Origin of the sequence: Psychrobacter sp. APC 3279 (genome assembly GCF_030407795.1) — a bacterium.
Lineage (GTDB): Bacteria > Pseudomonadota > Gammaproteobacteria > Pseudomonadales > Moraxellaceae > Psychrobacter.
The window spans coordinates 24,673-39,072 of the sequence record NZ_JASDCR010000024.1 but is presented as its reverse complement, the minus strand read 5'-3'; the positions used below and the strand labels follow the sequence as shown (position 1 = coordinate 39,072).

The 14,400-nt window shown below is 44.4% G+C and carries 14 protein-coding genes; 9 read left to right on the top strand and 5 right to left on the bottom strand.

From position 1 onward, the window contains the following. Positions 1–57 precede the first annotated feature (57 nt). Entirely contained in the window at positions 58–1,128 is a 1,071-nt protein-coding gene (locus QL898_RS12510) for a DUF3025 domain-containing protein (RefSeq protein WP_201548434.1), read from the bottom strand. Positions 1,129–1,254: 126 nt separating this feature from the next. On the opposite strand from QL898_RS12510, the gene QL898_RS12505 reads away from it, so the two are divergent. Together QL898_RS12505 and QL898_RS12500 are read left to right on the top strand one after the other, a co-directional pair. Next, the gene (locus QL898_RS12505; RefSeq protein WP_101205981.1) at positions 1,255–1,971 is read left to right on the top strand and encodes a metal-dependent hydrolase; all 717 of its coding nucleotides are present in this window, start codon (positions 1,255–1,257) and stop codon (positions 1,969–1,971) included. A gap of 59 nt (positions 1,972–2,030) precedes the next feature. After that, on the top strand, positions 2,031–2,633 hold the full coding sequence (locus QL898_RS12500) for a YchJ family protein (protein ID WP_290177045.1): 603 nt from the start codon (positions 2,031–2,033) through the stop codon (positions 2,631–2,633). A 24-nt stretch (positions 2,634–2,657) separates the two neighbouring features. On the opposite strand, the gene QL898_RS12495 is transcribed toward QL898_RS12500, so the two are convergent. From QL898_RS12495 to QL898_RS12480, 4 genes are all read right to left on the bottom strand, one after another. After that, positions 2,658–3,578 carry a class II glutamine amidotransferase gene (locus QL898_RS12495; protein WP_101205983.1) on the bottom strand — a complete coding sequence of 307 codons (921 nt, stop codon included), beginning with the start codon at positions 3,576–3,578 and terminating at the stop codon, positions 2,658–2,660. Further along, entirely contained in the window at positions 3,579–3,908 is a 330-nt protein-coding gene (locus tag QL898_RS12490) for a hypothetical protein (protein ID WP_290177044.1), read from the bottom strand. It lies immediately after the preceding gene. 72 nt (positions 3,909–3,980) lie between these two features. After that, positions 3,981–5,144 carry a homoserine kinase gene (locus QL898_RS12485; protein ID WP_290177043.1) on the bottom strand — a complete coding sequence of 388 codons (1,164 nt, stop codon included), beginning with the start codon at positions 5,142–5,144 and terminating at the stop codon, positions 3,981–3,983. 281 nt (positions 5,145–5,425) lie between these two features. After that, entirely contained in the window at positions 5,426–6,274 is an 849-nt protein-coding gene (locus tag QL898_RS12480) for a class II glutamine amidotransferase (RefSeq protein WP_290177042.1), read from the bottom strand. 97 nt (positions 6,275–6,371) lie between these two features. Here QL898_RS12480 and hisF point away from each other — a divergent pair, with 97 nt between their 5' ends. The 7 genes from hisF to glmS all read left to right on the top strand — a co-directional run bounded on the left by hisF (position 6,372) and on the right by glmS (position 14,142). Further along, a complete protein-coding gene (gene hisF, locus QL898_RS12475; protein WP_101205985.1) occupies positions 6,372–7,154 on the top strand; it encodes an imidazole glycerol phosphate synthase subunit HisF in 783 nt (260 codons plus the stop codon). A 185-nt stretch (positions 7,155–7,339) separates the two neighbouring features. Continuing rightward, the gene (gene ribE / locus QL898_RS12470) at positions 7,340–7,861 is read left to right on the top strand and encodes a 6,7-dimethyl-8-ribityllumazine synthase (RefSeq protein ID WP_075106501.1); all 522 of its coding nucleotides are present in this window, start codon (positions 7,340–7,342) and stop codon (positions 7,859–7,861) included. Between the two features lie 216 nt (positions 7,862–8,077). Continuing rightward, the gene (gene nusB / locus QL898_RS12465) at positions 8,078–8,920 is read left to right on the top strand and encodes a transcription antitermination factor NusB (RefSeq protein WP_290177041.1); all 843 of its coding nucleotides are present in this window, start codon (positions 8,078–8,080) and stop codon (positions 8,918–8,920) included. 8 nt (positions 8,921–8,928) lie between these two features. After that, a complete protein-coding gene (gene thiL, locus QL898_RS12460) occupies positions 8,929–9,960 on the top strand; it encodes a thiamine-phosphate kinase (RefSeq protein WP_290177040.1) in 1,032 nt (343 codons plus the stop codon). 3 nt (positions 9,961–9,963) lie between these two features. After that, the gene (locus QL898_RS12455) at positions 9,964–10,569 is read left to right on the top strand and encodes a phosphatidylglycerophosphatase A (RefSeq protein ID WP_290177039.1); all 606 of its coding nucleotides are present in this window, start codon (positions 9,964–9,966) and stop codon (positions 10,567–10,569) included. Positions 10,570–10,738: 169 nt separating this feature from the next. Further along, on the top strand, positions 10,739–12,115 hold the full coding sequence (gene glmU, locus QL898_RS12450) for a bifunctional UDP-N-acetylglucosamine diphosphorylase/glucosamine-1-phosphate N-acetyltransferase GlmU (protein ID WP_201548448.1): 1,377 nt from the start codon (positions 10,739–10,741) through the stop codon (positions 12,113–12,115). Positions 12,116–12,297: 182 nt separating this feature from the next. Continuing rightward, positions 12,298–14,142: a glutamine--fructose-6-phosphate transaminase (isomerizing) gene (glmS, locus tag QL898_RS12445; protein WP_290177038.1), complete on the top strand. Its 1,845-nt coding sequence runs from the start codon at positions 12,298–12,300 to the stop codon at positions 14,140–14,142. Positions 14,143–14,400: the final 258 nt, after the last annotated feature.

The following is a 14,400-nucleotide window of genomic DNA, read 5'->3' as shown; positions in this document are numbered from 1 at the left end:
ACAATCGTAAACGTAACAACGGTTTAGCGAGCTATTCTCAAGCAATCCCCTTCCTATTTATTTTTTGTCTTTTTTACGTCGTCCACTGCGGAACACGTAGCTGTCCTCATAGAAGTCAGTATCTGCATTTTCTGCCCAAAAATGCGGCACCCCTAAAATCGGTAGCGGCGCAAGCTGGCGCGGTTTGACGTCATCATTTGATAATAATGTGTCCATGTATTCGGCAACTTTGTCATCCAAATAGCGCATACGTTCAGCTAACGATAAGGTAAAGAATTCTTGTGCAACGTGAATGACAATGCTGTGAGCGCATAGAGGTTTGCGTGGGTGTACCAACTGCTCAAGCAGGGCATGCCCAAAGATATAAACTGCGGCTTGAGCGCTGTTATCAGGCTGGGTTGGGTTATCCCATTTAGCACGTGGTTTCACCAAACTTGCCTGCCAGTCAAAACTAACCAACGCCTCACCGATACTAGCATCAGAAGTCACCAGCACGGCGCCATTCTCATCAAAGACAGTAATAGTGTCACGCACACGTCCTCGTCGCTCATTGATGCCTTGCTTGGCAATCTCTAGCATATGATAGTAATTGAGCATAGCCTTAGTCTTTGGGAAGGTCAGCCAAATACTGCCATTAAACAAATCATGCAAGTTGTCCCGCGTCGGAATATTGCCGCTCGTCCCGATAAAATGCTCGTAAGCTTCGCCATCGGGCAATGCATTTTGAGAGACGAATTGTAGCGTCTGAGATTTGTGGTCATGAGCTGGTTTGGTATGTGGTAACGGCTGTTGCAAATGTTCAGCCTGCTGCAGCATCGCCGTTTTTAAGACTTTGGCAATCGTGTCAGGCGTATTGATATCAGAAGCATTTATATCGTGTCTATTTGGACTTTTCACATTATCCAAACCTTTTGAATCATTCGAACCATCCAAGCTATTTCTCTGTGATTTCGAGTGACTAAGGCGCTCAATCGTGTTGCTGATATAACTCAATTGAGTGATATGCGATAACCAAGGCATTTGCCAGTCAATGGTAGCAAAGCTGTGATCAAGCTGACCTTCTACTACAGGTAGCTGCTTAGTATGAGTATCAGAGTTAAGTGTGGCGGGTAAATCATTGGCAGGCATAGAAGCTCTCTCTTACAGGCTATCTCTATTAGACGTATGGGCGGTCTATGGTATCATGGTGCGCTTTTTTACTGCTAGATACGCCGCTCGAAAGGACTTTTTGAGCGCTATGGAAGAATGAGTTTTATGGCAAATTTTAATACCCACTTAAATGTCGCCTTTATGGTCAGCGGCACACTGAGTTTGACGGTTTATAAAGCTGGATTGATTGATGATTCAGGGTTTTTGGTGTGCGTAGCGCTTGGTACTATCGGTGGATTGCTGCCAGACTTAGATTCTGATAATTCAACACCGATTAAGCTCGGTTTTAATATCACCTCGTTTATATTTGCCTTTGGGCTGGTCATGCATTGGCGTAGTGACTTGAGCTTACTGGCATTGATAGTATTGTGGCTAGCAGGCTACGGTTTTATGCGTTACGTGGTTTTTCATATTTTTACTACTATGACGGTGCATCGCGGCGTCATCCACTCTGTGCCGTATATGGCAATACTGGGATTGGGGTTGACGTGCCTAAGTTATTATGGCTTGCACCTACCACTGACGACTAGCTGGTTTTATGGTCTGTTTTTATTTGGTGGCGCGATGGTACATTTGTCATTGGACGAGCTGTATAGCGTCAATTTGTCCAATATGAAAATGAAGCGCTCATCGGGCACGGCGATGAAGTTTTATCAGCCAAAAGACAAATGGTGGTATTTGCTCTTATATACTATCCTTGCGCTACTGGTATATGCCGCCCCGCCTTTTGAAATGTTTTGGTCACGACTAAGTGATCCTTCCGCATGGGCGCAGCTCAAAGTCGGCATATTGCCAGAATTAATAAAAAGCATGCTGCAATAAAGTTATCAAAAGACCATTAAGCCTAAACGAATAAGCCCAAACAAAAATTAGAGTAAAACATGCAATCTTACCCAGATACTTGCCCGTGCCAAATTAATCCAACAGCAGAGATGACAGACGCTCCGCTATCCTATCAAGACTGCTGCCAGCCATATCATGATGCTTTTTATAATGGTGCTTTTTATAATAGTGCTTTTTATAACGATGAGGTTGACAAAGCAGATGGTATAAAAGCGGAGACAGCCGAACGGCTGATGCGCTCGCGCTATAGTGCCTTTGCATTGGTGAAATCAGAGTATATCGTCAAGACCACAGTGCCTGCTCAGCAAGCATTACTTGATATTAATGCGATTGAAAGTTGGGCAAAAGAGACAGACTGGGCAGGATTAGAGATTGTAGAGCACACGCCAAAGCTTGGTAAAAGACATGCACAGGTTGAATTTAAGGCTTACTTTAATGCAAAAGATAATGCAGGTGATTTAACAGTAAAAGTACAAGCGCATCATGAGCTGTCCACCTTCGTAAAGGTAAAAGACAAAGCAAATAAGGATACGCGCTGGTACTTTTTAGATCCGACGGTTGCGATGACTGTCAGCCAAAAGCAACCGTGCATTTGTGGGTCAGGTGAGAAGTTTAAACGGTGTTGTGGGGGTTATATTTAAACAACATTAGATATCTATTAACCGCTAAACACTCGCCCCAACCGCGCGTGCAATTGCAATACCTTCATCAACGGTCAAAAATTTACGCTGGCTTGGGCTGTCTTTATAAATGACGTCACCATCTTGAAAGATTAAGCATTCATTGACGGCGAGCTGCTGCCATTTTTCATTTTCAGTCAATGGCACGGTGACTAGAATAGTAACTTTATCCGTATCTGTAGTCACATCACCAAAGTTAATCGCCATATCATCATCAGCGAGTTTCGCTTCACCAAATGGCGCTTTGCGCGTGAGATAAAACAGTAAGCTACCGGCATAAGCCAGTTGCCACCTGCCATTGGATATTAAGCAATTAAATAATCCATTGGCGGACAGATAGCGACATTGCGTAGTCAAAAAATTAAACAGCGTTTTGTCATCAGGACGCGATTTAAAGCTGCTCTTTAGACGATTAACCAAATAACAAAACGCCATTTCAGAATCGGTCGAACCAACTGGTTGGCAATGTGACGCATTGCCATTGTCTTGCAAGCGCTGACAGCGTTTGATAAATTCGCTATTCATCTGTCCATTATGCGCAAACACCCACTGCTCGCCCCAGACTTCGCGGACGAATGGATGGGTGTTTGCCAAGCAGTTCTGCCCTTGAGTCGCTTTACGAATATGCGCGATGACATTCATGGCTTTGATTGGATAGTTATTGACCAAATCGGCGACTGGCGACAGATGGCTTGGACGATTATCATGAAACAGACGCAGACCCGTTGAGTCATTTGCCGTCTCATCGTTAGCTTTGTCATTATTGCTGCATTCGCTGCGCTCAAAAAAGGCAATGCCAAAGCCATCTTCATGACTGTCCGTCATCCCGCCGCGCTTGCGAAAGCCTGCAAAGCTAAAGCCAATATCCGTTGGGGTATTACAGTTCATTCCTAAGAGTTGACACATTTATAAAGTACCGCCGTTGTTGTCGTCTATTATTGAATTGCCTTGCGTAGCATTGCTTTGAGCGGCAGATAGCGCATCAAAGTCAGCATCACTCATCTCATCAAGCAAAGCGGCACCATCAGTTGGGATGGTATCCAAAATGCGCTGAGCTTCTGCCAAGTCGGTGTCTTCTACCCAGAGAACGATACCCGAGTTCATACCTGGGATAGCGCTGAGCGGCTGCAAGGACACGGTGATGCCGTTATTACGTAGTAGGTTGGCGTGCAGCTCACCTTGCATATTGGTATCGTAGCGCGCCAGTTTGTGCCAGTTATCAACTTGATCGGTCATGGGGTCGCCTCTAAGGTTTCGGTACTAAAATTAGTACTAGCATTGGTACTAGAATAAATGAATCAGCAATGCTTAAGACAATTGATCGAGCCTATATTCTTTGATTGCAAACTCACTACTACTTAATGTTTCCTGCGCTTGTTCGGCTTGCGTGATACTGCTAAATACGCCGACTATTTGATTATCTGGTTTGGTTAATAGTACAAATACGGTATTTTGCGACTTTTCAACATGCGTCCAATGGTAAGCGGCCAAACGTTTCATCAAGTCAGGGTTTTTGACCATGATGTTATCACCCGTACGACCTTCAGTGCGATTGTAGTGAATCACATTTAGACGTAATAACCAGAAAATCACTGCGGCCTTTGCCAGCATAACAGGTAGTGCACGCTTTTCATCGTTATTTAACGGGCGTATCGATTCATAACCTTGTAAGAACGCTGCCATTTTACTACGGTCAAAGTTAACGGATTCACCTTGTTCTGCAACGCCCCACGTAGTACAAAAATCATTGATAGTAATGGCAATATCCATCACATAGTGCTCGACACTGACTTCAGTAAAGTCCAACAGGCCCGTCAAACGCGCTTCGCCTTTTTGTAGATTCCATAATGTATTGTCAGCAAACATATCTAAATGGCACAGACCTTTTGGCAAGGTTGCCAGTGGTAATTCTGAATAAGAGCACCAAATATCGCTCATTAGCTTAGCTTCGTCACCTGGCATAAACTGCATTTCACGGTCGCGCACATCTGCCCATGGGTACAGAGGCACGCCATATTGCTCACTTGGTTGTAGTGCTTGTAGCGTTTCATGCAGCATCGCTAATGCCGCGCCAATGTCATGACACATCGCTTGCGTGGTTTGATCAGGATGTGAGCCTGCTAAACACGGCACTAAAGTAATTGCCTTGTCTTCATAGTGGATGACATAGCGCTTATCATCGCCATCCGTTTGCGAACTATTTGATTCAATGACGGCTAGCGGCGCGGCGACTGGTAGCTTGCCATTTAATTGATTGAGGATAACGGCCATTTTTTCGATATCAGCGGGCGGACGCTCTTCAAATAAAGTAAACACGTAAGAGTATGTACCATCTACATCGTCAGTCGTTTGAATAAACCAGTTTGAGTTTTTAATACCTTGAGTGATCGGAATCGCGCGGGCGAATGACACGCCAAAGCTTTGGCAAAAGGCGGCAAACTGGTCATCGGTTAACTGGGTATAGACGGACATGACATCTCACTTATGACGGTTAAATGATAGAAGTAGTAGGTGAAATAATAAATTCAATTTGGGTAATAATAAATGTAGTGACAGACGATAATAGTGACCATTACGTCGCCGATAAGCAAACTTTAAATATCGTTAGGATATTTTGTCAACAAGCGGTGCTCTACAATGTAGTTGATACCAATAAGATATCCACTTAGCAAAATAACGACTCAACAAGGCGGCTACTTAATAAAACAATTACTTGATAAATCAGCCGACACGTAAACTAGCTAATATATAGGCTAGGCATTTTTTGCGATCCTTAAACCCTCTTCAATCGATAAATAAACAGGGGAATTAGGAACATCTTGATAAACCACATGCCCATCTACAAAAATAATGCACTCATCAACGGCTAGCTGTTGCCAGTTTTCATCACTGGTAAGCGGGGTGGTAGCGAGCACTGTCATGACATCATCTGTCTCATTGACGGTCTCAAAGTCCATCGTCACATCTACATCAATGAGAGCTGCTAAGCCAAATGGTGCTTGACGGGTCACATGAAACAATAAAGTATTGGCATAGCCAAGCATCCACTCACCATTGGACATCAAACAGTTAAACAATCCATAATTTGCCAAAAAACGGCATTGCACGGTCAAGAACTCATACAGTGTCCGCGCATCAGGCTTGTACTCAAATTGGTCTTTTAACTGATTGAGCAGATAACAAAACGCAAACTCCGAATCGGTGTCACCTACTGGGCAATAGTGACGTGACTTGCCTTGCTTGATAGGGTCACTATCGTCCGCTTCTTTGATGGTCATTTTACCGTTATGAGAAAACACCCAAGCCTCGCCCCAAATCTCACGCGTAAAAGGATGAGCGTTACTGAGTAACTGATCATCTGATTTGCGTATATGGACAATAGTATTGTCAGCTTTTACTCGGGTTTGACTGACCAATTCAGCAAGTGGGGAGTCCATCGCCGCGCGATTATCACAGTACAAACGCAGTCCCGTTGGCTCAAAATAAGCGATGCCAAAACCGTCAACATGATCGTCTGTAAGGCCACCACAAGCCCGAAAACCAGCAAAGGAGAAACCGATATCAGCAGGATTTTTACTGTTCATGCCGAGCAGTTGACACATAAGCACCCTTTGCATTTGTTTTGTAAAATAGTTACGCGTATCATAGCATTTTATGTGATGTATCTTTGTATTCTTGCGCGAATTAATAGGCGGTTTTATGCTAGCAAAACGTATTATTCCCTGTCTTGACGTAGACAATGGCCGCGTGGTCAAAGGTGTTCAGTTTGTTGATATCAAAGACGCAGGCGATCCTGTTGAAGTGGCCAAACGCTACAACGAACAGGGCGCTGATGAGATTACTTTTTTGGATATTACTGCGACCAATGATGAGCGCGATACCACTTATCATACTGTTGAACGCATGGCAGAAACGGTATTCGTTCCGCTGACTGTTGGCGGCGGCGTACGAAAAATCGCTGATATTCGCAATTTGCTCAATGCTGGCGCGGATAAAGTGGCGATTAACTCAGCAGCCGTATTTACGCCGGAGTTCGTTGGTGAAGCCGCGCAGAAATTTGGTAACCAGTGTATCGTCGTTGCTATCGATGCCAAACGTGTCGCTGATATCAACGTCGATGGTATCGTCGTGCCACGTTGGGAGATTTTCACCCATGGTGGCCGTAAGCCAACGGGTATCGATGCCGTTGCTTGGGCGAGCAAAATGGCAGAGCTAGGCGCTGGTGAATTACTGGTCACCTCGATGGACGGTGATGGCACCAAAAAAGGCTACGACTTGGCGCTGATGCAGCAAATTACGAGCCGCGTTAATGTACCAGTTATCGCCTCAGGCGGCGTCGGTAACCTGCAACATTTAGCAGAAGGCGTACTAGAAGGCGGCGTAGATGCCGTACTTGCCGCCAGTATTTTTCATTTCGGTGAGTACACGGTATTGGAGGCCAAAGAGTATATGGCAGCGCAAGGAATACAGATGCGTCTTTAGCACGCTCGTAATATACAAATAAAACCCAAAAAAATGCTATCATAGCGCTAACCATTTATTTTCGTTCAATTAACTAGGGCAACGCCAAAATAATAGGCGACCGAATCGATTGAACGCATCAGACTATTTAGCTATTTATTGACGCCTATATTTCAATTGAACGCTTATTAAGCAAAGGATTTTTTATGTCGAATTTACAACAGCAGCGCAACGACGTGACTCATATCGATGGTAACCTACATCAAAACGCTGATGCTCGCATTGGTATCGTTGTCGGTCGTTTTAACGGTTTCGTCGTTGAGTCATTGGTTGATGGTGCAATCGATGCCCTGCTCCGTCATGGTGTATTGGGTAGCAACATTACTGTTATCCGTGTGCCTGGCGCATTTGAGCTACCACTTGTCGCCCAACGTGCTGCTGAATCAGATCGTTTTGACGCGATTGTGGCATTGGGTGCAATCATCCGTGGCAGCACGCCGCATTTTGATATTGTAGCTAGCGAGTCGGCCAAAGGTTTGAGCGCTGTGGCAATGGATTATAATATCCCTGTTGCTAACGGTATCATCACTACTGATAGCATCGAGCAAGCTATCGAGCGCTCTGGTACGAAAGCGGGCAACAAAGGCTCTGAAGCTGCGATGGTTGTACTAGAAATGATCGCTGTTTTGTCACAGCTAGATATTGATGACAGCATCGATGAAGCGTAAGCTTCAAAGCTCAAGTTTATTAGTTTAACTGGTGCTGCTATTTAGTAATAACAGCACCTCATAGCACTAGCCAGCTATCAAAACAATTGGCTACTTTTTGAATTTTCGCCGTATTTCTATACTCTTTGAAATTTTGAATTAACAAAGCTGAAAAGCTACTTTGTTAATTTATATTTTGACTGGGTATCATCTCAAAAATTTAGGTACAGACCCCCTATGACTGACCAACTCAAGCGCGCTATTAGCGCTGCGAAAACCGCACAAGCCAACGATGGACAAGCTGAAGCTACCCGTATAGCGAGCAGTAGTGCGGGTGATCAAACATTCGATATGAGTGAGTCTTCTTACAAGACCAGTCACACTGCTATCCGTAAGGCACGTCGCTTTGCAATGCAAGGCCTATACGAATGGCTCGTCACTGATCGCCGCTTTGATGTAGATGGTAAGCTTGGCTGGAAAGCCAATGCTCCGCACGATATTGCTGCTCGCACGCGTGCAACCAATGCCATGCATACCGTCCATATCGGTTATTATCATGAAATGATGCGCGACATCCCAGAGCAGATTGAAGCTCTCGATGCGCTTATCAGTCAGCATCTCGATCGTGAGGTTGATAAGCTAGATACGGTTGAGCACGCTATATTGTTGATTGGCGCGTACGAGCTACAGAACCGTGTAGAGATTCCTTATAAAGTCGTGCTTGATGAAGCGATGAAGCTAAATAATCACTTCGGGGCGACTGACGCCCACAAATTGATCAATGCGGTACTGGATAAAATGGCTGGTGAGCTGCGTGCTTTAGAGGTACAAGCAGATACCAATGCCAATCTACGTACGTCACAAAAAGCGGCAGCTAAACAGTCTGAAGCAAATCCAGTCGATAGCATCGAAACTGCTGCTGAAACGGAAAGCGCGATCGTCGATGAACCGACTGCATCAAACAAGCCGCGTATCAGTGCTAACAAAGCCAACGTTAAACGCAGTAGTGCCAGTAAAGCCAGTGCAAATATCAGTGACTTTAAGGCGAGCAAGAAAAACGCTAACGATACCAAAGACTAAGACTAACCATGAACGAGTTTGAGCTGATTGAGCGTATATTCTCACAGATGCAGGCCACGGATGCACCATTAACTGGTATCGAAAAAGGTATTGGTGACGACGCGGCTGTGATGGCATTGCCAGCAGGATCACGCTTGGTTAGCTGTATTGATACACTGGTTCAAGGTCGTCACTTTCATGCTGATTGGCAAAGAGTTGACGAATTAGCATTTGCGATTGGCTATAAAGCCGTGGCGGTTAATGTCTCAGATATCGCTGCTATGGGTGCGACGCCGCATAGCATTATGCTAGCGCTGGCATTACCTGAACGTCTAGCAAATCACGCATGGCTCACTGAGTTTGCCAAAGGGCTGTTTCATGCGTGCCAGCTGTTTGGCGTGACGCTGATAGGTGGTGACACCACGCGCAGTGAGCGTTTAGTACTTAGTATCAGTGCTCAGGGATTGCTATCCGCAGATACACCAGCCATTTATCGCTCAGGTGCACAAGTGGGTGATAAGGTTTATGTATCAGGCACACTTGGTGATGCCGCTTTCGCTTTACAGCATCCTGACAGCGCACAAGGTATTGAGTTGGCGCATCGTCTACATATGCCAACGCCGCGTATTGCACTAGGTGCAGCATTGGCAAAGATGGGTGCAACAGCGATGATAGACATCTCCGACGGTCTTTATCAAGATCTTGGTCATATCTGTCAGCAAAGCTCTGTAGGTATGCGCATCCATTTAGATAAGCTACCGAGTAGCGAGTCATTATCTACTGTCGATTTGTCTGATCGCTTATTAGGTCAGCTAGCGGGCGGCGATGATTATGAATTGGCATTTACTTTGCCTGTGAATATCAAACCGCCTATAGGCAACACACCTGTCACTTGTATCGGCGAGGTAATTGCACTAGCAGATCCGATAGCGACAGATACCAAGTCTCCTGATAACTCACGTCTTGAACTGTTTTATCAAAATCAGCCAGTGACGCCAACTCAGCCCGCACCGTTTTTAACGTGGCCCAATCTTACTGGTTACCAACACTTTACAGGCTAATCCATGACTGATCACGACTTATCTAAGCCTGACATCCGTAAAGCGAATGACTGCCCACCATTACCGGTTGGTGCTAATATGCTTGACCGTGTGGTCTATTGGCTTGGTATCGGTTTAGGTAGTGGTCTGCCGCGCCGTGCACCTGGCACTTGGGGTACTGTTGGTGGGCTGATTGTGGGCGTGCCCCTCATGAGTCTAGGTTTTATTCCTTTTTTACTGCTGACTATTTTATCTTGTTTGGTTGGTATCTGGATCTGTGGGCGTACTTCTGAATTAATGCAGGTGCACGATGATCCACATATTGTGTGGGATGAATGGGCAGGCATGTGGATTACCTTATTACCGTTATCTTACATTTTGTCTTATTTATTTCCTAAGCCTGAAAACACATTGTCGTTAATGATGATGCCTATGTTTTGGGGCTGGCTACCGACCGCCTTTATCCTATTTCGCGTATTTGATATCTTAAAGCCGCCACCGATTGGCTGGGCAGACAAAAAAGTTGCTGGCGGTCTTGGGGTAATGTTAGATGATATTATTGCAGGCATCATGGCAGCGGTCATTTGGTTGGTTATTTACGTCATTGTGATGATGTTCATGTCTTTTTGATATTAGCGCACAGAAATATTTACTACAGTTTTAGCTATCTTATATATTTGATTTTACTTACTTAAGTTATTGGTATTCAAATTACAAAGCCTGCACATCACAGCGTTTTTATAAATGAACATTTGCGCTATAATCCAATCTTATATTTTGTTACATTTGCGAGCCTATTATGACATCTCCTCTTTCTGTAATTATTTTAGCTGCCGGTAAAGGCACACGTATGCAATCAGCAAAGCCAAAGGTATTGCAGACCTTGGCTGGGAAGTCTTTATTAGGTCATGTGCTAGATACTTGTCATCAGCTCACTGTTGATGAAACCATCATTGTTCATGGCTTTGGTGGTGATCAAGTAAAATCGGAGATTACCAATCAATATACACAAGCATCGATTACTTGGGTTGCTCAAACTGAGCAATTGGGAACTGGCCATGCGGTCAAAGTGACATTATCTGATTTACCTAAGTCAGGACAAAGTCTCATTCTTTACGGTGATGTACCATTGGTCAGCTGTGAGACACTAGCAGCATTAAAAACTGCCAATACTGATGGCATGTCTATGCTGACGCTGACAGTCGATAATCCATTTGGCTTGGGTCGTATTAAACGCGACCAAGCAGGTAATATTGAAGCCATCGTTGAACAAAAAGATGCTGATGCTGAAGAGCAAAGTATTAAAGAAATTAACAGCGGTATTTACTGTGTTGACAATGCTCTATTGCACAAATATTTGCCTGAGCTCTCTAACGACAATGCACAGCAAGAATATTATCTGACGGATATCGTTAAAATGGCAGTCGCCGATGGTATTACTATCGCGGCAATTGAACCTGAGCATACGTTTGAGATTGAAGGAGTTAATAACCGCCAACAGCTTGCTAGTCTAGAGCGCTCTTGGCAGCGCAAACTAGTTGCTGACTTACAAGAAGCTGGCGTACAGTTCGCCGACCCTACTCGTGTCGATATTCGTGGTACGTTGACCGCTGGTCAAGATGTGTTTATTGACGTTAATGTGGTATTTGAAGGTGACTGTACCTTAGGTGACAACGTCTATATCGAAGCAGGCTGTGTTATTAAAAATGCCAAGATTGGTAATGCCTGCTATATTAAACCGTATTGCGTGATCGATCGCGCTGATATTGGTGCTGGTGTTGATATTGGGCCTTTTGCGCACTTGCGTCCTGATACCGTACTATCTGATAACAGCAAAGTTGGTAACTTTGTCGAAATTAAAAAATCGACTATTGGTCAAGGCAGTAAAGTAAATCACTTAAGCTATGTCGGTGATGCAACTGTCGGTACAGGCGTTAATATTGGTGCTGGTGTTATTACCTGTAATTATGACGGTGCCAATAAATCGCAAACCATCATTGAAGACAATGCGTTTATCGGCTCCAATGCTAGCTTAGTCGCGCCAGTGACGATTGGCGATACAGCTACCGTTGCCGCTGGATCTGTGATTACCAAAGACGTTGATCGTAGTGCCTTAGCGTTTGGCCGTGCGCGTCAGATACAAAAAAATGACTTTCAACGACCCACTAAAAAATAATTGCTCATTGGTGGTTTAGCCAACCTCAGTCATTTTTGGATAAACCTAAGCAGTACGGCAACCTTTGTGGTGCTGCTTCATTATATTTATCTGTTGATGACTCATCATTAATGTCCGACCAAATTATTTGATCTTGCACCATTATATATTGAACTACTAAAATTTGAATCTAAGGAATAGCCATGTGTGGAATTGTAGGCGCCGTTGCTGAGCGAAATATCGCTAATATCTTACTTGAAGGCCTAAAGCGTTTAGAATATCGCGGCTATGACTCAGCTGGCCTGACGGTTATTCGTGATGGTGAACTACACCGTGAGCGTCAAGTAGGTAAAGTACAGGCACTGGTTAATGCCGTTGCTATCAACCCAGAGTTTTTTGATGGCCATATCGGTATTGCTCATACGCGCTGGGCAACTCATGGTGAGCCAGCACAGCGTAATGCGCACCCACACGTATCAGGCAAAATTGCGGTCGTGCACAATGGTATCGTCGAAAACTACGCTGAGCTGAAAGAAGAGTTAATAGCCAAAGGCTACGTATTTACTTCACAGACAGATACTGAAGTTGTGGCGCATCTAATCCATGATATCTACAAAAAGACACCTGACTTATTAGAAGCGGTCCGCACCATTATCCCGTTATTGCACGGTGCTTTTGCATTGGGTATCGTCCACGTAGATTGCCCTGATGAGCTCATTACTGTACGTCTAGGCTCACCTTTGGTTATTGGCGTCGGTATCGGTGAGAACTTTATCGCATCAGATCAGTTGGCGTTGCTGCCGGTGACTAACCGCTTTATGTACCTAGAAGAAGGTGATATCGCCAAATTAACTCGTAATAACATTCAAGTTTATGCAGATGGTGTTGAAGTCCAACGTCAGATACATGAAATTGATGCCACCCAGCACAATGCCGATAAAGGCGAGTTCAAACATTATATGCTCAAAGAAATTTATGAGCAGCCAGATGCTGTCGCTCGTACGATCGAGATGGCTTTGGATAATGGTGAAACCACCAAATTACGCGACGATTTTTTACAGCGTCATGAGACACTGTTGTCAGGTATTCGTCATGTACAAGTGATTGCTTGTGGTACCAGTTACCATGCCGGTATGGTCGCAAAATACTGGTTTGAGAGCCTTATCCGTATACCTTGCTCGGTCGAGGTTGCCAGCGAATTCCGCTATCGCAATCCTGTCGTCATCGATAATACTTTGGTCATCTGTATTTCTCAATCTGGTGAAACGGCTGACACGTTATCAGCGTTACGTGATATCCAGAAGCAAACACCAGCAGGCTTAGTCAGCTTGGCACTATGTAATGTACCGACATCATCGCTAGTACGTGAAACAGATATTTTCTTACCAACATTGGCGGGGCCTGAGATTGGCGTCGCCTCTACCAAAGCATTTACCACTCAGCTTGTGGCTTTGATATTATTGATATTAAAAGTTGGTGTCACGCAGAAACGCATGACTGACGAACACCTAAATACGTTATTAAGTGAATTACATCAATTACCAGGACAACTCTACGCCAGCTTAAACCTTGATGCTCCTATCAAGACCATGAGTGAAAGCTTTGAAGATAAGAAAAGCTGTCTATTCTTAGGTCGCGGGCTACAGTTCCCGATTGCGCTAGAAGGCGCGCTAAAGCTAAAAGAAATTTCTTACATTCATGCCGAAGGTTATGCGGCAGGTGAACTAAAACACGGTCCATTAGCATTGGTCGATAAAGACATGCCAATCGTCGTATTGGCACCTAAAGACAGTATGTTTGATAAATTAAAAGCCAACATGCAAGAAGTGCATGCGCGTCATGGCGAGCTATTTGTATTCGCTAGCGAAGCCAGTCAAATGGTCGCGGAAGATAGACTACACTTAGTATATGTACCCGATGTTTGCGAGACGCTTGCCCCTATCGTCTACAGCGTGCCTGTGCAGCTGTTGTCATACCATGTAGCAGTAATGCGTGGCACAGACGTCGACCAGCCACGCAATTTGGCAAAATCAGTCACGGTAGAATAAGAAAAACTACTCTACGCTAATCTGAAAAAGACCAGTATTTACCCCTGCTATTGTAAACTCAGTAGCAGGGGTTTTTTACGATTTTAAAACGACCTACTAGCAGTTTAGAAAAAAGCAGTAATAACTGCCTGAGCAGAAATTAAATAAGAATACTTAGACCCAGCTCCAAATAATCCGCATATTTTAAAAACTGGTGAAAAGTAGAATTACGATACAAAAAAATAGTGACACTCTATCTATTAATTAGAGTATCACTAT